This window comes from Nodosilinea sp. E11 (assembly GCF_032813545.1).
GTDB lineage: Bacteria > Cyanobacteriota > Cyanobacteriia > Phormidesmidales > Phormidesmidaceae > Nodosilinea.
The window spans coordinates 169799-189680 of sequence record NZ_CP136514.1; the positions used below are offsets into that span (position 1 = coordinate 169799).

A 19882-nucleotide genomic window follows, 5' to 3' on the forward strand; every position below is an offset into this window, starting at 1 on the left:
CAATTCAAGATGCCCTTGGGGTGGATATCGGTTGGGCGCTCAGCAGGTGTCGCATCTCTACCAGCAGATTGTCCAAACCATTCAGGTTTACCGAGGGGCGCACCTGGTTAGGCGCAACGGGCTGGTGAAGCCATTCAGTTAACGCGGTAGGGCTGAGGTGATCGGGATGTAGCACATCTATCAGGCCCATCTGTTGCAGTCGCTCGGCCCGAATCCACTGTTCCTGACGAGGGGTGATACGAGGCACCAATAGGGCAGGTTTTTGGAAAGACAGAATTTCGCAGGTGGTATTGTAGCCGCCCATGGCAACGACCCGACTGGCCTGTTCTAGCAGCAGGGTTGGCTCTTCGAGGTAATCTACAATGCGTAGTTGGGGATTGTGGGATGCTCTCTCGAAGAGAGTTTGCTGAACGGCGGGCGGCATAAACGGCCCAGTTACCAGCACACCGGTCATGCCTGCGGGAAAGGTAGTCTGGGCAAACGCCTGGGCGAGGGCAGTGCCATCCTGACCGCCCCCCACCAAGCACAGCACCAGATTGTCTTGGGGCAGGTTGAGCGCTTCTAGACTAGCCCGTAGGTTGGGACGCATATAGCTCAGGCGAGGGCGCTGATCGAGGTACCCCAGGGGCCGCATCTTGGCGACGATATCTGCTGGTAGGTCGTATTCTTGCCGCAGGTCGTACAGGCTAGGGTCGCCGTAAATCCAGATGGCGTCGTAGTAGTGGCGCAGAGCAGCGAGACTGTCAGCCCGTCGCCAGTCTCGTCGCACGGTGTCAGGGGTATCTAGCACATCCCGCAATCCTAAAACACAGCGGATGTGGGGCTGCGATCGCACATAGTCTAAGGTGGGATCCAGTTCTCGCATAGCGCCGCGAGGCACATTGTCCACAATCAGCACATCGGGCTGAAAGCTTTTGACGGCGGTGCGGATGAGTTGCGATCGCAGCCCGATCATCTCCTTCAGTTCCAACCCCAGCCGTCGGGACTGATACTGCCCATCCTCACGTTTCTGGAGCGCGGGCAGAGTCAGGCAGTCCACCCCATCGGGCGTGGGTACATCGCTGGCGTCGCGCATGCCACTGATCATCAAAATGTCGGAGTCAATGGTTGAGCTGCCTAAGGTTTGAGCAATCAGTAAATTTCGTCGCTTGTGACCTAGCCCCATCGTGTCGTGGGAATAGAGCACGATGCGCCACCGCCGCCGCCCCTGATTGCCACTCGAAGGAGCGTCGGATTTCCCCTTAATATCTGACAACAGTGAGGAGTCAGGATTTTCCCCGGTACGAAGAAGCAACCCGGCAAGGGAAAGTCTAGTCGAGTTGATTGAAAACAAGGGATGCTCCTTTACGGCTCAGTAGACAAAATGGCTTGGGGACTATCCGCAATTCGACATTCAGTGGACAAGTAAGGTTAAGGAGAAGGCTCTCCAAATTACAAACTGACTGTGCTCAGAGCATGGCAGGGACTTTTGCCCTGGCTCCCCAAAACCTTAGGCCAGCAGGTTTCTGGTTAAGTCAAGATTAAGTATTTTTAGACTATTGGCCGTCTCTAAGGCCTAGGTGAAGGTTGTATGAGAACGTTTTCATCTCGAAGTTCCCGCCATTCTTCCTGGATTGGGCTTTCCATCGACCCAATGGTCTGCACCAACAAGACAGGCTACACCTCCAGGTATGGCTCTTTGGGAAGTCTCTGCTGCAGTCAAGCCCCATCAGAGCAATGGCTTCGCGATTCTATTGGCCCAGCACAACTTTTGACTTGGGACTACTTGGCAGAGTTGATGATGACGATCGATCCTCAGCGGAGGCGCTGCCTCAGCCAAAAATGGAGCATCGGTAGGGCAATTCGGTAGCCAAACTGAGGGCCATAGATCAAACCCTTTTGCTCCAGACTGGTGAGCGCCCCCTGCAAGCCCCCGCCCCGTGAAAGCTGGTGTTTTTTGATGTAGGCGCTGGACTGGGGGCTACCGGTGGGGTCGAGGGCCAGGCTTTCGAGCACGCGGGCCTGGGTGGGGGGCAGCAACAGCAGCAGCGCTTCAAAGGTGACCGCCATATCTTGCACCAGGGCCAGCATGGTGCTGTGCACCTGGTGCGCTTGAATGAGCTCAGGCGTTGGCGAGGCGATCGCAGTGCAGGTGAGCCACAGGCGCTGGGCCAGGGTAATGGCATCTTTCATGTGACCCTGCACGTAGCTGAGAAATAGCTCCAGGGCTTGGCTTTCAGGGTCGAACTTGAGGCCCGCCGTGGCTAAGGTGCTGATTACCCAGGGTTGCAGGTCGCGATCGCTCAGGGGGGTGAGGGCAATTACCGGCAGCTGGCTGGCGATCATCCAGGGTTCGGCTACCGTGGCAATCAGGGCGTAGCTGACCCGGCTCTGGTACTCAACCTCCTGACGTAGATGACTCTCCCACTTGCCCTGACGATCCCACGAACGCATGTGGGGAAAGTTGTGAAACATAATCACCACCTGGCAGTCGAGCCATTCTGCCAGGTATTGGGGCAGCGCCAGCAGGCACTGAAACAGGGGCCACTCTTTGCCTGGGGGCTTAGGCCACACCAGCCGCGCCTCGGCCCCCAGGGTGCAATCAACACTCAGGGGCTGATTCAGACTCCACTGCTGAATTTGAGCAATTTCGCCTGGTTCTGAGAATGCCCCCATGATGCCATCGGCCAAAAATCGCAGAAACTGACTCGCATTGCGGCAGCGCAGCAAATCGATTTCGAGACAGCGTGATTTTTCCTGACGGGCAGCATTGCGAATTAGGGTGCGGCGGCCAATGCCCGGCACCCCAATCACCACAAAATCACTGTCTTGACGCAGCAGAGCGCAGACTTGCTCCAGTTCGTTTTCTCGGCAAACTAGGGCCTGGGGCACAAACGGATTAATCATTTTGGCATGAGCACTATTTTTTAGTGCTATAAGTGAGAGCTAGGCACTCTCGGATAGTAGCACCCCATTCTTTTGAGGAAAATTCCCCCCGTGGCCCACAGTACTCTCCCCGGCCAAAGCGTTTCCGCCCCTGCGTCTGCAAACCTTTGGCATACCCTCAGCCCCGAGCGGGCGATCGCGCTGTTAGAAACCAGCCCCCAGGGGCTCAGCCCCAGCGAAGCCGAGCGTCGGCAGCAGGTCTATGGCCCCAACGAGCTTCAGGAGAGGGCCACCCGCAGCCCCTGGGAAATTTTGTGGGATCAGTTCAAAAACATCATGCTGCTGATGCTGATCGCGGTGGCCCTGGTGTCGCTGGTGCTCGATCTGCGCCAGGGGGGCTTTCCTAAGGATGCGATCGCGATTTTTGCCATCGTGCTGCTCAACGGTCTGCTGGGTTATTTGCAGGAGAGCAAGGCCGAAAAAGCCCTGGCCGCCCTCAAAAATATGACCTCATCCCGAGTGCGTACCCTGCGCCAGGGCCAGGATCAGGAGATCGACGCCAAAGCCCTGGTGCCCGGCGATGTTGTGCTGCTAGAGGCAGGGGTGCAGGTGCCCGCCGATGGCCGTTTACTCAGTGCTGCCAATTTGCAGGTGCGCGAAGCGGCCCTGACGGGCGAAGCCGAGGCGGTGATCAAGCAACCTGAGCTGCTTTTGGAATCTGAGTCTGCCCTGGGCGATCGCCTCAACCTGGTCTACCAGGGCACCGAAGTGCTGCAAGGACGCGGTACTGTGCTGGTCACCCAGACGGGCATGACCACCGAGCTGGGCCGCATCGCCACCCTGATTCAGTCGGTGGAGTCTGAACCCACGCCCCTCCAGCAACGTATGGCTCAGCTGGGCAATGTGCTGGTGACCGGCTCCCTGGTGCTGGTGGCTTTGGTGGTAGCGGCAGGGCTGCTGCGCACTGGCGACCTTAGCCTGTTCGACGAGCTGCTAGAAGTCTCCCTCAGCATGGCGGTGGCCGTAGTGCCAGAAGGGCTGCCCGCCGTCATCACCGTTACGCTGGCCCTGGGCACCCAGCGCATGGTGCGCCGTCACGCCTTGATTCGCAAACTGCCAGCGGTAGAAACCCTGGGCTCGGTCACCACCATCTGCTCCGACAAAACCGGCACCCTGACCCAAAACAAAATGGTGGTGCAGCAGGTGAAGACCGTGGCTCACCAGTATGAAGTCACGGGCGAAGGCTACGCCCCTGTGGGGAACCTGTTAGAGAATGGGGCGGCCATAACCCCCCAATCCGACCCTGCTCTCCAAGCCCTGCTGATGGCCTGCGCCCTCTGCAACGACGCCACCCTGAACCAGTCGGGAAGCATTTGGACGCTGTTGGGCGACCCTACCGAGGGAGCCCTGCTAGCCGTGGCGGGCAAAGGCGGGTTTGATCAAGCCACGCTGGAGCAGCAAAGTGATCGCATTGGCGAAGTGCCCTTCACCTCAGAGCGCAAGCGCATGAGCGTCGTGGTGCAGGCCCGTGCCGCCTGGCCACTGGCACCCCAGGTCATGTTCACCAAAGGCTCCGCCGAACTGGTGCTAGAACGCTGTAGCACCAGCCAGGGCGACAGTCAGCCCGAGCCGCTCACCGAGGCTCAGCGACGGTCTATTCTGGCTCAAAACGACGCCATGGCGGCGAGCGGGCTGCGGGTGCTGGGTTTTGCCATGAAGCCTACGCCCCTGAAGCCGGAACAAGTCGCCAATCCCAACGGCAACCTAGAGCCCGAGGAGCAGAACCTGGTCTGGCTGGGCCTGGTGGGCATGCTGGATGCCCCGCGTCCCGAAGTGCGCGACGCCGTGATTGCCTGTCGGCGGGCCGGCATTCGCCCGGTGATGATTACCGGCGACCACCCGCTGACCGCTAAGGCGATCGCCGAAACCCTCGGCATTGCCCAACCCGGCGACACCATCCTGACCGGGCGTGAGCTGAGCCATCTCTCGGCAGAAGAGCTAGAGCGCACCGTACCCCACGTCAGCGTTTACGCCCGTGTCGCCCCCGAGCACAAGCTGCGGATCGTGCAGGCGCTGCAAAAGCAGGGCGAATTTGTGGCCATGACCGGCGACGGCGTCAACGATGCCCCCGCCCTAAAGCAGGCCGACATCGGCATCGCTATGGGCATCACTGGTACCGACGTCAGCAAAGAGGCCAGCGACATGGTACTGCTTGACGACAACTTTGCCACCATCGTCGCCGCCACCGAAGAGGGGCGCGTGGTCTACGACAACATTCGCCGCTTTATTAAGTACATTTTGGGCAGCAACATTGGCGAAGTGCTGACCATCGCCGCCGCCCCGATCATGGGCCTGGGCGGGGTGCCCCTCTCGCCGCTACAAATTCTGTGGATGAACCTGGTCACAGACGGCGTGCCCGCTCTGGCCCTGGCGATGGAGCCTGCCGAACCGAACGTGATGCAGCGCCCGCCCCACAATCCCCGCGAGAGCATTTTTGCTCGCGGACTTGGCAGCTACATGGTGCGGGTGGGCATCTTGCTGGCGGTGCTAACTATTGGCCTGATGAGTTGGGCCTACCGCTACACCACCGCCCCTGGCTACCCCGGCCACCCCGACACCTGGAAGACGATGGTGTTTACCACCCTCTGCCTGGCTCAGATGGGCCACGCTCTAGCAGCTCGCTCAGATACCCGCTTAACAGCCCAGCTCAATCCTTTGTCAAATCCTTACGTATGGGGTGCGGTTTTGCTCACCACTGGCCTGCAAGTAGTGTTGCTATACGTTCCCCCTCTGGCCCAGTTTTTTGGCCTGCATTCTCTCTCGGCGATCGAACTAGCGATTTGTTTTGGCTTCAGCGCTCTGATGTTTGCCTGGCTGGAGGCCGAAAAACTGGTGATTCAGCTGGTGCTGCGGCGCAGAATGCCTAAACCCTCTTCCCTAACCACTGCTGAAGGTACCCGATGAATGGCTGCTAACTCGCCCCGGTTTTCTGAGGAAATCAAGGCCCTCCTAGAGCGCCTGGCCCATCAGCCGCTGACCCTGGCCCATGTGTTGAGCGAAACCGCTGAACGGGGCTTTTGCCTAGTGATTGGCCTGTTGGTGCTACCGTTTCTCTTCCCCATGCCGCCGGGGTTTACCACCATTTTGGGGTCGGCCTGTCTGCTGTTGTCGTTGCAGATGGCGGTGGGGCGAAAAGTGCCCTGGCTGCCCCAGCGGATAGCGCAGTTTCAGTTTCCGCCCGTGCTGGCGCGGCAGGTGCTAGGCAACCTGCGGCGGGTAACACGCTTCAGCGAGCGGTTTGTACGGCCTCGCTTCACCCGGTTGGCTAACAGCCCCTCTATATGGCATGTCAACGGTGCCTGCATCAGTTGGCTGACGCTGTTGCTGATGAGCCCGGTGCCGATGACCAACCCCCTGCCAACCATCGGCATTCTCATTTTTGTGGTGGCCACTCTCGAAGCCGATGGGGTGATGATGGTGCTGGGCTATGGGGTTATGGGGATGATTACAGCGGTGTTTGGGCTGCTGGGGTATGGCCTGTGGCGATCGCCTGATCTATTTTTACGCTGGTTCAGCGGCGGTTAACCAGCTAATTCTTAGCTAATGACCTACTTGTCAGACCCCGAGGGCGTCCCCGAAAATGGGGCTGAGGGTTATTCCTCCGCCGATGGTTTGTAATTGCTCAACTCAGTAGCCAATCAGACTGCTGTGAGGTAAGGGCACGAGAAATAGCGTCGAAGGCAGAGATACCCTGACGGCGAGCCGTATTCACCAGTGAGCGCACCTGGGCGAACAACTCTGCGCCCCAGTCGGAGCGAAAGCCATGGGTGACCTTGCGAAAGACCACACTCCATCGCAGCGCCTGTTCACTGGAATTATTGGTCGGCGGCACCGTCTCATCGTCGAGGAACAGCAGCAGATGCTCCCGAATCTTCAAGTAGCGTTTGAGCAATTGCTGACCCTCGGGCGACCTGGGCTTCAAGTTCAAAATCCCCCGTAGGCTGCCTCTCAATCGAGACCGGTACTGCCGAAGCGTGGATTCAGCCAACTGATGTCGTCGTCGATTCACGGCAATAGCACGCAGTAACAACCGCTTCATCCGAGGGGCAAACAGGTCATCGCCCGCATCAATGGCATACTGGCAATCCCTGAGTTGATGGGCCAGACAGACTTGCCACTGCTTGGCGGGGTGGGCCTTTTGCGCACTGAATAAATCGGAGACCCAGACCTGGGGGCGGTGCCCGGCCATCGTCTCGTCAATGACGGCCTTCCCCCGACTAGGGCGAATCACATGCAGGCACACCTGCTCATTCTGGAACACCCACTCCCACTGGTTGCGACCGTTGATGCGGGCACTGGTTTCATCGCTGCATACCAGACGGGCACGGCGCAGACGTGCGACAATTTGCGCCACTGGTGCGGCAAGTTGGGTTTGAACCCGTTTTAGGAGGTTAGCAATTGCCCCTTCTGATATGGCCACCCCGTACAGGTCTCCCATCAGTTGGCTCAGCCGCTGATAGCTCACGGCATGACCGTATCTCAGATACGTCACCACGCTGGCAATACTCTGTCCAAACGGCGAACCGGGCTCTAACCCTACCGGTACGGGAGCCTCATAGCTCTGCTGACAGCACGGACAGTCTCCCCCATACCGTTCTACTCGGGTCACCTGAGGCTGAACCGGGGGCAGTTCAATCCGCTCATAGACCGCTTTGAGCTGTTGATGAGCACGTTCTACCGCGCTGCCGCAGTGAGGGCAACGGTTCACTCGCGCTACCACCACTGGGTCGGGCGATGCGCTCAGGTCTCGGCCACCTCCCGCACGACCCACACTCGCCGTTCGCTCGCTTTGGCTTGGCTTAGAACCCTCTGAATTGGGCTTAAATCCTTTCGCCGGTGGCAAACTCGAATTGCGCGACGTTTTCTTGGTGCGTTTGCCTTTTAGCCGCTCGACGTCTGCCTGCAACGCTTGCACCATCTGCCACAGCTCTCGGATTAGAGCATCTTTCTCCTCAGAACTGAGGCCTTCTAACGGCGGCAGGTCTCTCATGCCAAAAGTCTACCACCCTCCCTCATTCGCCGGTACCCGTCAACCCAGTTGAGCAATTACCAAACGTGTATAGGGCATCGAACAGGGTGCGGTAGGTGTTGCAAGCCCAGACTGGCGAGGTGTAATCATCCGTGAGTTGACGCAGTTGGGCCAATGCCTGCCCGGCTTCGTCGTGCTCCAACTCCATACGCTGAATGGGGTTGGCCACACTGCCACAGTGGGACACGGGCAAAGTCGCGCTCAACTCAATCTGACGAATGAGCGGAAACAGCACCTGCTCCTCTTTCATCAGGTGGGTGGTCAGGTGGGCGGCCATCGCCAAGACCAGGTCTTTGATCTCTGCCAGGCGAGGCTCTTTATCACTGTGAACCTTAGCGACTTTGGTCACCAGTTTTTCCAGCCGGGGCAGTTCCTCGTGCAGGTAAGCGTGGTGGATGCGCTCGATGTGATCCGCCAGTTCCGTCAGGGAAAGGGCTGTGAGATCCAGGTCTGGGGAGGGATCGGTGGTGGCAAAATCCTCCAGCTGGGCCAGGAAGGACTGCACATCAATACCTCGCTGGGCGCAGGCTGCGGCCAGGGTGCGCTGTCCGCCACAGCAGTAGTCTACCTGGACCTGTTCAAATAATCGGGAGATGGCGGGATGGTCTCGCACAATGTGGCCAACGGTGTCTGTATCGCGAAAGGTGGTCATGGTTCAATCTCCTGCGTGGTAGCGATCCCAGGGTTCTTGGAGAATCCTGGGATCTAGGGTTACTGATTCAACACATCGCGCTTGTGTTGCGGAGCAGCGGCGATCGCGGCCACCTGGGCTCTCAAGTCCTCTGAGATGCCCAATTCCTCTAGAGTGATCATCAAGTCTTCGGCGACGGCATCGAAATGCTCGCTGTTGAGCCCGTGGTGTTTAACCAGTTCTTGATGGGCTTCACGCATGTAGCGGCCATCGTACTTGTCGGTGCCGCCAAAGGCATAGGTCAAGAATGCCTTTTGGTGAGCCCGCTGCTTGGTCATGTCCACATCGGCAAAGAAGTGCTTGATGCGGTCATCTTGAAGCACTCGCTCATAAAATTTATCGACGGCTAAATCAACCGCCGCTGCGCCACCCAGTTGGTCAAATAATGTCGTCATCGGTTGTCCTTTGAAATAAAAAACGGTTGAGAGATGCCCAAATTCTTGAAGAAACCAAGAATCTGGAATTAGCTTCGTTCGACGATGGGGGTTACGGGCTGGGGCTGTTCGCGCAGGGTGGGCTGTTCAAAGAGGGCACACACCGCCCGCACCATAAACAGCACCATACCGATCGCCTCCAGGGTGAAAACGATGTCGCCCGGGAGCACCAACCATACCGGTAAACTAACGTTTCTAGTCTGACAGACCGTTCTCAACTCTTTTATGAGGTAGCTCATAGTTCAACCCAAATCTTGTCAATATGCAAAGCCAGGCTCTTACCTCGTAAACCCTGGTCTCTCAATGCGTTGGGGTTTGGGCGATCGCCGCGAGGAGAAACCGTGGGGCACCAGTGCTTATGGGGGCTGGCGATCGCTCTGGCTAAAGCCCTTGGGGTTTCCTAACCGGAAGTACAACGCCCTGACCTGCTCCAGTCGGGACGGAGCCTAATCCTCACCCGGCGAAAATTTCTGTTGACCGATATAGATTTATTGACGGCTACAATCAAAACTCGTAGATGATGCCGTTACCGGTCAGCTGTCCATCGCTATGGCCTCTCTATCCCAAACCTTCGACACCACCCGCGCCGAAATCGTCGCCGCGATGGAGCAGCGCATCGATAATGGCGATCGACTAAGCTGATAAAGCAAACCAGGCAAATGAGAGCTACCAGACACTGTTAACGACACTGTAACGCCTGAGGGGCAAGGCTCTACCCAATCCAAGCTTGGGTTTTGAGGTGGTTCCAAGCCATGACGAGGTGCTGAGGCTTGAAAAGGTTTTTCTTGCGATCGCTCCATTCTTGCACCCGCGCAATGGCTATCTCACAATCGACAGCAGCCTGAGGGTCTTCTTGGGCTACCCAGTGCAGGGTCGCCAGCATTTCCATGCCGTAGGGGGTTTCAAACCCTTCGATGAGTTGACTGACTCGTTCTAAATAAGGGTCAGCTTTTTGACTCTTAGCCAAGAACCGTTGGGCCGCCTCGTGTCCTTCAGGCAAGACCTGAATCTGGGCGCGATCACTGCCGTCACCGTACCCACGAATGTAGTGGCCCTCCATACCTTGCAGGGCATGGCCTAGGTTATGGGCATAGGGGCCATAGCGAAAGCGTTGGTAGATCAAGGTTTGTAGCGTAGGCTCTCCTGCCACCTTGAGAAAGTACGCCAGCTTTTGAATTTCGATGCGGCTGGCGCTATACCCCGGTAGCCCGTAGAGTTCTAAAATCCGAATCAAGGAGGCTCTAAAGGCCGTCATCGGGGGCTTTGAGGTGGCGATCGCCATCGCTTCAACTGGCGGTGCCCCGGCAGGTTCAAACACAATTACCTCAACATTGGGCAGCGGTTTGAAGGCGTCAATAATCAGCGGTTTGACGTCGGCCCAGTCTAATCCCCCGTTGCCACAACCCAGGGGGGGAATGGCAATCGACCGAATTCCCAATCGTTGAACGTCTGCTACTAAAGCAGCTAGCCCGGCCTTGATATCGTCAAGCTGGGAGGGTTGCTTCCAGTGGCGTTTGGTCGGGAAGTTGATGATGTACCGGGGGTTCAACAGCGAGTCAGTGGCGACAGTAAACATGCAGCCTGGCTCGACCTCGCTGTTTTTGCACGCTTTTTGATACTGCTTAAAGTTCTCTGGAAAGGCTCGCTTAAATTGCAGCGCCACTCCTTTGCCCATCACACCCACACAGTTGACGGGGTTCACCAGGGCTTCTGTTTTTTCGTCTAGGAGGTTGCCTCGCTTTAGCTTGAGCATTGCACCGTCATGTCACTAGTTCAATCGTACTGAATAAAGGAGTTGGATTCAAGACCCGTTAGGGGTGCCCGAGTCACCTGCATTTTACGCGTACTACCACTGAGGGCGCAGGCGGGCTGTCATCGTTTGCCCAAATTGTCGCAAAATTTGGTTCACCTCGGCCGCGATCGCCTCATCCATCACCCCTATGCCGCGAATCAAGGGCCAGGGTACCGCTTGTTTGAGGGCCTAGCTTACGGTATTCAGGGTTCTCTCAGTCCCTACTCATTGAGCCATTAGCTTGAGCGGTGATGGTAATCAGTAGATTGCCATCAGATCTAGCAATATTCAACGGTTGGAATGTTGGACAAGGGAACTGTGTCAGGAGGATTTTGCCATGAAAGTAATGCGCCAAGTAGCCATTGGTGGACTATCTGCCGCCGTGCTTTTGGTGGGGGCTGCCGTAGTGCAAGCGGGGGGATGGGACAACTTTAAGCTGCAATATTATTCGCTGACGCGGATCTTTCATGACCAGGGGCGCGAGCTGGGGGATTTGCGCAAGCAAAATGTTGACCCTGAGGCGACCACCCGAATTGATCTGACGCAGCTGCTAGATGGTGGTCCGCCAAAGGACGGGATTCCTAGGGCGTGTTTTAAAACCTTTTGGCACAATGGCAGCAGTACAAGAGAACTCTTAAACTGTGATGATTCTTCCACCTCAGCAAGCCCCTCGTCGGGGTGAAATGAGCGAAGTAATTGCTCAACTGGGTTGACGGGTACCGGCGAATGAGGGAGAGTGGTAGACTTTTGGCATGAAAGACCTGCCGCCGTTAGAAGGCCTCAGTTCTGAGGAGAAAGATGCTCTGATCCGAGAGCTGTGGCAGATGGTGCAAGCGTTGCAGGCAGACGTCGAGAGGCTAAAAGGCAAACGCACCAAGAAAACGTCGCGCAATTCGAGTTTGCCACCCGCGAAAGGATTTAAGCCTAACTCAGAGGGTTCTAAGCCCAGCCAAAGCGAGCGAACGGCGAGTGTGGGTCGAGCGGGAGGTGGCCGAGACCTGAGCGCATCGCCTGACCAAGTGGTGGTAGCGCGAGTGAACCGTTGCCCTCACTGTGGCAACGCGGTAGAACGTGCTCATCAACAGCTCAAAGCGGTCTATGAGCGGATTGAACTGCCCCAGGTTCAGCCCCAGGTGACCCGAGTAGAACGGTATGGGGGTCAATGTCCATGCTGTCAGCAGAGCTATGAAGCCCCCGTGCCAGTTGGGTTAGAGCCTGGTTCGCCCTTTGGTCAAAGTATCGCCAGTGTGGTGACGTATCTGAGGTACGGTCATGCGGTGAGCTATCAACGGCTCAGCCAACTGATGGGGGAGTTGTACGGGGTGACGATATCGGAAGGGGCAATTGCGAATCTGCTCCAGCGGGTTCAAACCCAACTTGCCGCGCCAGTGGCACAAATTGTCGAGCGTCTGCGCCGTGCCCGTCTGGTGTGCAGCGATGAGACGAGTGCCCGCCTCAATGGTCGTAATCAGTGGGAGTGGGTGTTTCAGAACGAGCAGGTGTGCCTGCATGTGATTCGCCCCAGCCGGGGGAAAGCCGTGATTGATGAGACGATGGCCGGGCACCGCCCCCAGGTCTGGGTCTCCGATTTATTCAGTGCGCAAAAGGCCCATCCTGCTGAGCAGTGGCAAGTCTGTCTGGCCCATCAACTCAGGGATTGCCAGTATGCCATTGATGCGGGCGATGACCTGTTTGCCCCCCGGATGAAGCGGCTATTACTGCGCGCCATTGCCGTGAATCGACGACGACATCAATTGGCTGAATCAACCCTTCAGCAGTACCGGTCTCGATTGAGAGGCAGCCTACGGGAAATCTTGAACTTGAAGCCCAAGTCGCCCGAGGGTCAGCAATTGCTCAAACGCTACTTGAAGATTCGGGAGCATCTGCTGCTGTTCCTAGACGATGAGACGGTACCACCGACCAATAATGCCAGTGAACAAGCCTTGCGTTGGAGTGTGGTCTTTCGCAAGGTCACCCACGGCTTTCGCTCCGACTGGGGTGCAGAGTTGTTCGCCCAGGTGCGCTCGCTGGTGAACACCGCTCGGCGGCAGGGTATGTCTGCCTTCGAGGCCATTTCTCGCGCCCTTACTTCAAACCAGTCGGATTGGCTACTGAGTTGAGCAATTACTGAGCGAAAAACAGTGGAACCAGATTAAACCCCTGCTGCCCCCGCAAAAATCTCGCACCGGCTGTCCGGCCAAAGACCACCGCCTGATCATCAATGGCATCCTGTGGATTTTGCGGACGGGTGCGCCCTGGTGAGGCTTACCGGAGCGTTATGGGCCGTGGTCAACTGTTGCCGGGCGGTTTTACCACTGGCGCAAGATCGGCCTGCGGCAACAGGTACTCACGACCCTCCAGGCGAACGTCGATGCCGAAGGCAAGCTCAATTGGGACATTCATTTTGTCGATGGCAGTGTCATCCGAGCCCATCAGCATGCCGCTGGGGCAAAAAGGGGGACCTAGAGCCAGACTCGGACCTCTCTGCTGTTCAACAGGTGCAAATCCGGGAGGCATTGGGGCGTTCCCAAGGGGGCTTTAGCACCAAAATTCATCTGCGCTGTGAGGGCAACGGCTTACCCATCACCTTGCTGCTAACCGTCGGCGAGCGCCATGAGGCGGTCGTGTTTGAACAGTTAATGGAGCAAGGCGCAGTGAAACGCCCTACTGGGGGACGACCGCGCTTACGTCCCAAGCGGATTGCTGGAGATAAAGGCTATAGCAGCGGCCCCATTCGCCGCTATCTGCGACGGCGGGGGATTCGGGTGACCATCCCTCGCAAAAGCAATGAACGGCGACGAGGTAAGTTTGACAAGGCTCTATACCGCCAGCGCAATCAGGTTGAGCGGTGTTTTAATCGCTTGACAAGGACATTCGCTGTCGCCAGGTGGGCATCAATATCGCCTAACACGCATACCGGCCCCACCAGATAGGCCTGTTCTGGCGGTGGAAAGAGGCCTTCTACCGCTTGAGTTCGACCAGCGGGGGTGGTGACCAACAGGTCTGACTTCACCCGAATCGCCCAGTTCCACTGCTGGTTATTCAACCAGCGCATCAACTCACCATGGTTAAAGCCTCGGTCGGCTAGCAACGTCATCTGCACCTCCGGGGGCAGGACGGCTTGGGCGCACTCTAGCACGGGCTTATACTGCTCAAAGCCCACGGTAGCACTGCCATGTTCCAGCACCACTTGGGCCAGGGTAAAGGAGCGTCCACCCCAGACAAAGCACACCTCAATTAGACAAAAGCGATCCCATAGCATGCTGGTGTCCAGGGTCAGGAGGATGGCCTCGCAGGCATTGGCCGACAGTGCCTGCCGCAGCGTTGACCTTTTGGGCACTGTGCAACTGAATTTAACAGGACTTGTTTCTTATTTTTCCCATAGTTTTGGTCTCCATAGTGCGCAATTAGAAGAACTGGTTTTTCACTGGCCGCAGGGTAGGCCCGGCCCACCCTCTCTATAGAACCTGGCGCACTTAGCCAGGTCAATGCATACGCTACCGTTTTTAGATTATGCCAATGGTTAACACAATCAACCTGACATCCCTGAGCCTGGCGCTAGTACTGGGGTTGGGCCTGCAAACAGCTGCTCAGGGGCAGGCATCCCCGGTGTCTATGCCTTCCGCAGCGGCGATCGCATTCACTGCTGGCGATCGCCAGTATGTCTCCGAAATGGGTGGTTTTTCCGTCGCGATGCCAAGCGATCCTGAGGTGGTCACGCGGACGATTCGCGTGGGGGGTAGCCCCTTGGCCTGGACGCTCGCAACGGCCCGCACTGAGGCAGGCACCTTTGCCGTGGCTTATACCGATATCCCCCTGAGTCTTTTGGGGCAAGGGCAATCGGCTGTGCTCGAAGGCCTCAAGGCTCAGCCCCTGCTGGAAGATCTGGACTGGCAGGCGATCGCCAACCAGGGGGCGTCCGTTTATCTCGATGACATCCCGGGCCGCGAGTATTTGTACCTGTCAGAGGGGCGCTTTTCTGATCTGCAGTTTTATTTGGTTAATCGCCGGCTGTACGTGATCATGGCTACTGCCTCTGATTTAGATGCGGTCTATCAGTTTGTAAATTCTTTTCAGATTGCAGATCGCTGGCGTCCGTTTGTGAGTGAGGCCGGTAACTTTGGCGTCGATGTGCCCACAACGCCAGTGGTGACGCCGCAGCAGCTTGAGTATCAGGGCATGGTGTTGATCTGGCGACAGTTCACGATTTACAACCTGATGGCGGTGGACGATAGGTACCAGATTGCCTATGTTGACCTACCGGCCAGCGTTTCGACCAACGACGCAGATGCGTTGCTCAGCACAGTAGCAACGACCGTGCTGGACTCAGTAAACGCCAGCGCGTTGAGTGGGATGGGCCGACCCATTACTCTGCAGGGATATCCGGGCCGAGAATATTTGCTCACCGGGAATAACGGCATCTCCTACGCTGTGCGGTTTTACCGGGTGGCCGATCGCCTGTACGGCGTGGTCGCGGGCAGTCGGTCAGTCCACAATCTCGATCGATTCCTCAGTACGTTTCACTTTCGGTAAGTCGCCTGTTTCCGTTGCGACTGTGATTTAGGAATGTCCTCTCGTGGTTAGAACTATGAGGCCTTTACAGCTTTTAACCCTTGTTTTGAGTGTCGGTGTAGCGGGGGCGGCGATCGCACCAGCCCTGCCGGTAGGGGGTGCGATCGCACCGCCCGCGCCTGACAGCACCCATCACCACCTGGCCGGCCTGTTTCACACCCTCGATGTCATCGAAGACGTGGATGATGTGGTCGACGGCGATTTTGGTGAGATCGATCCGGTCCGAAACGTGACCGAAGGCGTCGGCGATGCAGTGGATGATATCAGCGACACCTATAACGACGTCACGGATTTCAGGATTTGGGAGCCCTTTACAGACATCGACGACAGCGTCGAAGACTTCTCCGATGACGTGGATGACAGCATGCGCCACGTCTCCAACAATGTTGAAGATTGGTTCAACTAGTTTCAAGTGTTGCTGAATCAAGCAATGAATTTGCAGAAGCGAAAGGTTACTGCATCGGCCCCCTAAATCTCCCAAACCTGAGGGACTTTGAGGTTGTCCGATTCCCCCAAAATTGGGGGCTAGGGGGGCCAGATCATCCCGACAATCAGCTCCCACGACGGGTTTCTTAGATTTCTCATAGTTTTCATGCCTACGCTACTCCGTAAATTCTTCGCGATCTACTCTGTCCAAGTGAAATCCGCTATAGCACCTGCCATTTTCAGATCGTACATTTCTACAGGTTTAATTTTTGGGGCTAGCTATAAATGGCGATAAAAATACGGCGAGTTATTGTTTGGTCTGTACTGTCTGTCGTTTTGACCTTCTTGATCTGTGCCCCACCTCTGGCTTTGTTCGCCCAGACGCAGCCCATCGTTTTGACCCAGAACCCTGCTATCGGATACTGCCTGGATAGCGGTGGTTAAGCTCAGCAACGGTTTCCGGCCTACGGCACAATAACGCAATCTATCCTCGACTAGTGGGTTCAGAAATCTTTTGCCAGTTCACCGCAGAGGACAACACGCGGGGTTAGTGAAGTGGTCTGCGAGCGATCGCATGTTTTAATAGCGAACCTGTCCTTCGAAAACCCTGCCGTCGCCGCCAGCACCCACCCCCTATCCTCTACCTATGAAACTTACCTTTAGCTCTCACCTCAATCGCTTGGCCAAACAGGTACTACGCCCCGAGGACTCTGGCCGATATCGAACGACGGGAAAACGCGGGAACGCGGCAACGCAGAAACATGGGTTCTGGCAAAATCTTCAAAATTCCACTCAAAAACGACCTGACAGGGAAGCCGGTTTTGCCCCATCAAAACCCCTCCAAAGGCTGCGTCGCGGGCTGCTACTCGGCCTGCCAGTAATGTCTATAGCGGCTACCGGCATGGCGGTTGATGCCTTGCTGCCCCAACCGGCCCAATCGGCAGAGGAAATTCGCCTGCTGGTCACGGGGCCAATTCTCCTCACCCTATCGATAGATTCCCTCGCCACCTTTGCCGAAACGGGCGAAATTAACGGCGATTTAAGAACCTACACCAGGTTTTTGGACGACAAAACCCTGGACCTGATGCGGAACGGGCTGAACCGCAAAATTCCCCTCGATGTGGTCACAGTCAGTCATTTGACCTATTCTCCCCTGGGGCGAGATACCTTGTTTAACCTGGGCAAGGTGTTTCAGGTCTATCGAGGCATTAATGGGCAAAGAGGGCTGCGGGCGGCGGTCATCGGGGCGGCAGCCAAGGCTGATGCGGAAGGCTGGACCTTGATCGATGTGTTGCGCGAGTTTCCCACCTCATCTATTGAAATTGAATTGTCAGACTTGCTGGCCCTGCAGCGAGAGCTGGCGGTGTACTTTAGCTACAACAACGCTGTGGTAGAAGCCATCCAGGCTCAGGCGGCCGCAGAGGCCGCCACTCAGGCCTCCCTCAACGTCGCGGAACTCCAGGATCTCAGCCAGCCCGGCCCGTTTCAGTACCGCACCCAAACCGTCACAGTGAGAAACCCCGCTCTGGGCCAAACCCGGCAGGGGCTGACGGTGGGCTACGACTTCGATGTGGATGTTTACATTCCTACCGGGCTGACGGCTCCCGCGCCGATTGTGATCATTTCCCACGGCTTTGGGGATGAAAAAGAAAGTTTCACCTTCCTGGCCAAGCACATTGCTTCCTACGGCTACGTGGCGATTGTTCCAGACCATGTGGGCAGCGATCTGCAATATCGCCAGGAGTACCTGCAGGGCTGGTTAAACACCCTGCTGAGCCCAATGGAGTTTATCGATCGCCCCCAGCAAATTTCGTTTCTAATCGACAAGCTGGAAGCGCTGGTGGCCGAATCGCCCGAGTGGGCTGCCCTTCTGGATGTGGACCGGATTGGCCTGGCGGGAGACTCCCTGGGCAGCAACACGGCCCTGGCTGTCGCTGGGGCAGAAATCACCTATTCGCGTCTGGTGCAGGCCTGCAACCGCGACAGTCTGCTGCTGAACTTTGCCCTGTACCTGGAGTGTCGGGCTCAGTATTTGCCGCCCGAAAATTACGAGCTGTCAGACCCTCGGGTAAAGGCTGTGATCACCGGGCATCCGCTGGGGGCAGCACTCTACGGGCCAGAAGGGATTCGCCAGATTGATGTGCCATTGCTAATGGTGTCGGGATCGAAGGATATTGTCTCTCCGGTGGTGACGGAGCAGATTCATCCCTTTATCTGGCTGCAGACGGAGCCGAAATACCTGGCCCTGCTGGATGTGGGCACCCATTTTTCGTCCAAGCCGGGACGAGATGCCGCAGGCGTCTTCAAGCTGCTGGCGGGAGAAAATCGGGATGTCGGCTCGAGCCATTACAAAGCACTTACTGTTGCCTTTTGGAACGTCTATCTGCGGGGACAGAACGACTATTTGCCCTACCTAACGGCTCGCCATGCCCAGCAGATGAGCGCAGGGCAGCCAATGACCGTGGATATCATTACCTCACTAACCCCCGAACAACTTGAGACGGCCTACGGTAGATCTGCGCCTATTCCGATTATGCCGCCTCTGGCCGCATCGGTGCCCCCTCGGGCCGAGAGCATTTTGGCTGAAATTGAGCGGACAGGGGTGCTGAAAGTGGCGCTTCGCCGCGATGCCGCTCCCTTTGGCTTTATCGACACACAAGATCGGTGGGACGGCTACTGCGGCAGTATGGCGATCGCCCTGGGCGACTACCTGACCCAAGAATTAAACCTGGAGGTGGAAGTTGAGGTGGCGGAGCTAGCCTCAAATCTGACCAATCGGTTTGAGCTGGTGCGCGACGGTGATGTCTATTTAGAATGCGGCCCCAACACTATCCAAGAAGGGGTGAAGGGGGTCCTTTTCTCGAATCCCTTCTTCACGACCAGCACTCAGTTTTTGGTCCCGGCAGAGCGAGCCGCGCAGGTCAATCCCAACACGCCCCTGGCCAATGTTCGTCTGGGGGTGCTGAACGACACTACTACCCAGTCCTTTGTCGAGACTACCTATCCCCAAGCCAATGTAGTGACGTTTTCTGGCCCGGAGGGACGCAAAGAGGGGATAGCCGCTGCCGCCACTGGGGAGATTGATGCCTTTGTGGGAGACGGCATTCTGTCCTATGCGGAGCTACTGCTAGAGGGCTATGCGGTGGACCAATTTTCTTTGACTCCAGACCTGCCCCTGACCTGTGATTTCTACGGCCTGATCTTGCCCAACGACGACCCGGAGTGGCGATCGCTGGTCAATCAGTTTTTGAGCAGTGACGATGAAAATGCCGTGGCGACGGAATGGTTTCAGGAGATTTATCCGGAGACCTTCAATAAAACCGCTGTTTGTCTGAATCAGTAGAGGCTTCATCCGGATTCACCTGGTCAGCACGACCTATCGGGCAGGGGAGCAAGGGGAGGGATCGGCTCCCCACCCTACGGGAAGCAGGCTGCGCTCTTGGGCTACCGTGTATACCTTGACCAATTAACGCTATTTGGTCCGGTACAGAAGCCGCTACGCGAATGAAGTGACTCGATTAGGGCATGAATACCTATGCCGCATTCCTTTTTGGTAGAACACTAGAGGTTAATAATAGATTTGTTAGGGTGACAGTGAAGCTAAGCAACGATGCCTATGCCTCCCTGCCCTGATTGCACCTCTGAACAAACGGTAAAAATGGCCATATTCATTACCGGCAAGCAACGGTACCTGTGCTGTGGCTGTGGTCGTCAATTCGTCGAAAACCCAACTAACGAGGTGATCGACACCCCGACTCGGAAGCTCATCGATCGATTCTTGCTAGAGCGTATCTCGATGGCTGGCATCGCTCGGGCCGTTCAGGTTTCCGAGCAATGGCTACAAGACTATGTCACGTGCAAAGCTGCCCAGACGCCCACTCAAGCCACAGTCGGCCCCAAAAAAAGGCCGTTGACTGTACCCGCAGGTGCCACCCCGCAAGCGCCACCGGGTCGTGAGTAAGTCGAGCGGCCAAATAAGTTACATTGTTCGCGTTAGCGTTACAGAGCAAAAC

At 56.8% G+C, this 19882-nt stretch carries 20 protein-coding genes; 11 read left to right on the forward strand and 9 right to left on the reverse strand.

Annotated features, from left to right (window positions below; all coding sequences use genetic code 11):
• Positions 1 to 4: 4 nt before the first annotated feature.
• A complete protein-coding gene (locus RRF56_RS00660; protein WP_317033482.1) occupies positions 5 to 1294 on the reverse strand; it encodes a glycosyltransferase family protein in 1290 nt (429 codons plus the stop codon).
• A gap of 500 nt (positions 1295 to 1794) precedes the next feature.
• On the reverse strand, positions 1795 to 2886 hold the full coding sequence (locus tag RRF56_RS00665) for an ATP-binding protein (RefSeq protein WP_317033483.1): 1092 nt from the start codon (positions 2884 to 2886) through the stop codon (positions 1795 to 1797).
• Between the two features lie 90 nt (positions 2887 to 2976).
• On the opposite strand from RRF56_RS00665, the gene RRF56_RS00670 reads away from it, so the two are divergent.
• Complete coding sequence (locus RRF56_RS00670) at positions 2977 to 5829, forward strand: cation-translocating P-type ATPase (protein WP_317033484.1); 2853 nt, start codon at positions 2977 to 2979, stop codon at positions 5827 to 5829.
• Positions 5830 to 6450, forward strand: coding sequence for an exopolysaccharide biosynthesis protein (locus RRF56_RS00675; RefSeq protein WP_317033485.1), 621 nt, complete (start codon positions 5830 to 5832; stop codon positions 6448 to 6450).
• Between the two features lie 97 nt (positions 6451 to 6547).
• On the opposite strand, the gene tnpC (RRF56_RS00680) is transcribed toward RRF56_RS00675, so the two are convergent.
• From tnpC (RRF56_RS00680) to RRF56_RS00695, 4 genes are all read right to left on the reverse strand, one after another.
• Complete coding sequence (tnpC, locus tag RRF56_RS00680) at positions 6548 to 7915, reverse strand: IS66 family transposase (RefSeq protein WP_317033486.1); 1368 nt, start codon at positions 7913 to 7915, stop codon at positions 6548 to 6550.
• Positions 7916 to 7937: 22 nt separating this feature from the next.
• Positions 7938 to 8606 carry an iron-sulfur cluster repair di-iron protein gene (gene ric / locus RRF56_RS00685; protein WP_317033487.1) on the reverse strand — a complete coding sequence of 223 codons (669 nt, stop codon included), beginning with the start codon at positions 8604 to 8606 and terminating at the stop codon, positions 7938 to 7940.
• A gap of 59 nt (positions 8607 to 8665) precedes the next feature.
• On the reverse strand, positions 8666 to 9040 hold the full coding sequence (locus tag RRF56_RS00690; protein WP_317033488.1) for a group 1 truncated hemoglobin: 375 nt from the start codon (positions 9038 to 9040) through the stop codon (positions 8666 to 8668).
• A 68-nt stretch (positions 9041 to 9108) separates the two neighbouring features.
• Positions 9109 to 9249 carry a hypothetical protein gene (locus RRF56_RS00695; RefSeq protein WP_317033489.1) on the reverse strand — a complete coding sequence of 47 codons (141 nt, stop codon included), beginning with the start codon at positions 9247 to 9249 and terminating at the stop codon, positions 9109 to 9111.
• 133 nt (positions 9250 to 9382) lie between these two features.
• Here RRF56_RS00695 and RRF56_RS00700 point away from each other — a divergent pair, with 133 nt between their 5' ends.
• Positions 9383 to 9529 carry a hypothetical protein gene (locus tag RRF56_RS00700; RefSeq protein WP_317033490.1) on the forward strand — a complete coding sequence of 49 codons (147 nt, stop codon included), beginning with the start codon at positions 9383 to 9385 and terminating at the stop codon, positions 9527 to 9529.
• A gap of 262 nt (positions 9530 to 9791) precedes the next feature.
• Here the strand turns inward: RRF56_RS00700 and RRF56_RS00705 are convergent, their stop codons facing one another.
• Positions 9792 to 10832 (reverse strand): macro domain-containing protein, encoded by a 1041-nt coding sequence (locus tag RRF56_RS00705; RefSeq protein WP_317033491.1) that lies wholly within the window; start codon positions 10830 to 10832, stop codon positions 9792 to 9794.
• A gap of 376 nt (positions 10833 to 11208) precedes the next feature.
• Here RRF56_RS00705 and RRF56_RS00710 point away from each other — a divergent pair, with 376 nt between their 5' ends.
• From RRF56_RS00710 to RRF56_RS00720, 3 genes are all read left to right on the forward strand, one after another.
• Entirely contained in the window at positions 11209 to 11553 is a 345-nt protein-coding gene (locus RRF56_RS00710; RefSeq protein ID WP_317033492.1) for a hypothetical protein, read from the forward strand.
• A gap of 70 nt (positions 11554 to 11623) precedes the next feature.
• Positions 11624 to 12991, forward strand: coding sequence for an IS66 family transposase (gene tnpC / locus RRF56_RS00715; RefSeq protein WP_317033447.1), 1368 nt, complete (start codon positions 11624 to 11626; stop codon positions 12989 to 12991).
• A 7-nt stretch (positions 12992 to 12998) separates the two neighbouring features.
• Positions 12999 to 13133, forward strand: coding sequence for a transposase (locus RRF56_RS00720; RefSeq protein ID WP_317033732.1), 135 nt, complete (start codon positions 12999 to 13001; stop codon positions 13131 to 13133).
• Between the two features lie 27 nt (positions 13134 to 13160).
• On the opposite strand, the gene RRF56_RS00725 is transcribed toward RRF56_RS00720, so the two are convergent.
• The gene (locus RRF56_RS00725) at positions 13161 to 13310 is read right to left on the reverse strand and encodes a hypothetical protein (RefSeq protein ID WP_317033493.1); all 150 of its coding nucleotides are present in this window, start codon (positions 13308 to 13310) and stop codon (positions 13161 to 13163) included.
• Positions 13311 to 13369: 59 nt separating this feature from the next.
• On the opposite strand from RRF56_RS00725, the gene RRF56_RS26260 reads away from it, so the two are divergent.
• Positions 13370 to 13804 (forward strand): transposase, encoded by a 435-nt coding sequence (locus RRF56_RS26260; RefSeq protein ID WP_410510478.1) that lies wholly within the window; start codon positions 13370 to 13372, stop codon positions 13802 to 13804.
• Here the strand turns inward: RRF56_RS26260 and RRF56_RS00730 are convergent.
• Positions 13708 to 14211, reverse strand: coding sequence for a hypothetical protein (locus tag RRF56_RS00730; protein ID WP_410510479.1), 504 nt, complete (start codon positions 14209 to 14211; stop codon positions 13708 to 13710). The genes RRF56_RS26260 and RRF56_RS00730 overlap by 97 nt on opposite strands.
• 179 nt (positions 14212 to 14390) lie before the next feature.
• On the opposite strand from RRF56_RS00730, the gene RRF56_RS00735 reads away from it, so the two are divergent.
• From RRF56_RS00735 to RRF56_RS26265, 4 genes are all read left to right on the forward strand, one after another.
• Positions 14391 to 15404, forward strand: coding sequence for a hypothetical protein (locus RRF56_RS00735; protein ID WP_317033494.1), 1014 nt, complete (start codon positions 14391 to 14393; stop codon positions 15402 to 15404).
• Between the two features lie 55 nt (positions 15405 to 15459).
• On the forward strand, positions 15460 to 15849 hold the full coding sequence (locus RRF56_RS00740) for a hypothetical protein (protein ID WP_317033495.1): 390 nt from the start codon (positions 15460 to 15462) through the stop codon (positions 15847 to 15849).
• 900 nt (positions 15850 to 16749) lie between these two features.
• Entirely contained in the window at positions 16750 to 19212 is a 2463-nt protein-coding gene (locus tag RRF56_RS00745) for an alpha/beta hydrolase (RefSeq protein ID WP_317033496.1), read from the forward strand.
• A 315-nt stretch (positions 19213 to 19527) separates the two neighbouring features.
• On the forward strand, positions 19528 to 19830 hold the full coding sequence (locus RRF56_RS26265; RefSeq protein ID WP_410510480.1) for a hypothetical protein: 303 nt from the start codon (positions 19528 to 19530) through the stop codon (positions 19828 to 19830).
• Positions 19831 to 19882 lie beyond the last annotated feature (52 nt).

Coding starts and splice junctions, on each gene's coding strand:
- RRF56_RS00710 (WP_317033492.1), top strand. CDS start 11,209: ATGAAAGTAATGCGCCAAGTAGCCATTGGTGGACTATCTGCCGCCGTG.
- ric (WP_317033487.1), bottom strand. CDS start 8,606: ATGACCACCTTTCGCGATACAGACACCGTTGGCCACATTGTGCGAGAC.
- RRF56_RS00705 (WP_317033491.1), bottom strand. CDS start 10,832: ATGCTCAAGCTAAAGCGAGGCAACCTCCTAGACGAAAAAACAGAAGCC.
- RRF56_RS00665 (WP_317033483.1), bottom strand. CDS start 2,886: ATGATTAATCCGTTTGTGCCCCAGGCCCTAGTTTGCCGAGAAAACGAA.
- RRF56_RS00740 (WP_317033495.1), top strand. CDS start 15,460: ATGAGGCCTTTACAGCTTTTAACCCTTGTTTTGAGTGTCGGTGTAGCG.
- RRF56_RS00735 (WP_317033494.1), top strand. CDS start 14,391: ATGGTTAACACAATCAACCTGACATCCCTGAGCCTGGCGCTAGTACTG.
- RRF56_RS00745 (WP_317033496.1), top strand. CDS start 16,750: ATGTCTATAGCGGCTACCGGCATGGCGGTTGATGCCTTGCTGCCCCAA.
- RRF56_RS26265 (WP_410510480.1), top strand. CDS start 19,528: ATGGCCATATTCATTACCGGCAAGCAACGGTACCTGTGCTGTGGCTGT.
- RRF56_RS00725 (WP_317033493.1), bottom strand. CDS start 13,310: ATGCTGATGGGCTCGGATGACACTGCCATCGACAAAATGAATGTCCCA.
- tnpC (WP_317033447.1), top strand. CDS start 11,624: ATGAAAGACCTGCCGCCGTTAGAAGGCCTCAGTTCTGAGGAGAAAGAT.
- RRF56_RS00700 (WP_317033490.1), top strand. CDS start 9,383: ATGCGTTGGGGTTTGGGCGATCGCCGCGAGGAGAAACCGTGGGGCACC.
- RRF56_RS00675 (WP_317033485.1), top strand. CDS start 5,830: ATGGCTGCTAACTCGCCCCGGTTTTCTGAGGAAATCAAGGCCCTCCTA.
- RRF56_RS00690 (WP_317033488.1), bottom strand. CDS start 9,040: ATGACGACATTATTTGACCAACTGGGTGGCGCAGCGGCGGTTGATTTA.
- tnpC (WP_317033486.1), bottom strand. CDS start 7,915: ATGAGAGACCTGCCGCCGTTAGAAGGCCTCAGTTCTGAGGAGAAAGAT.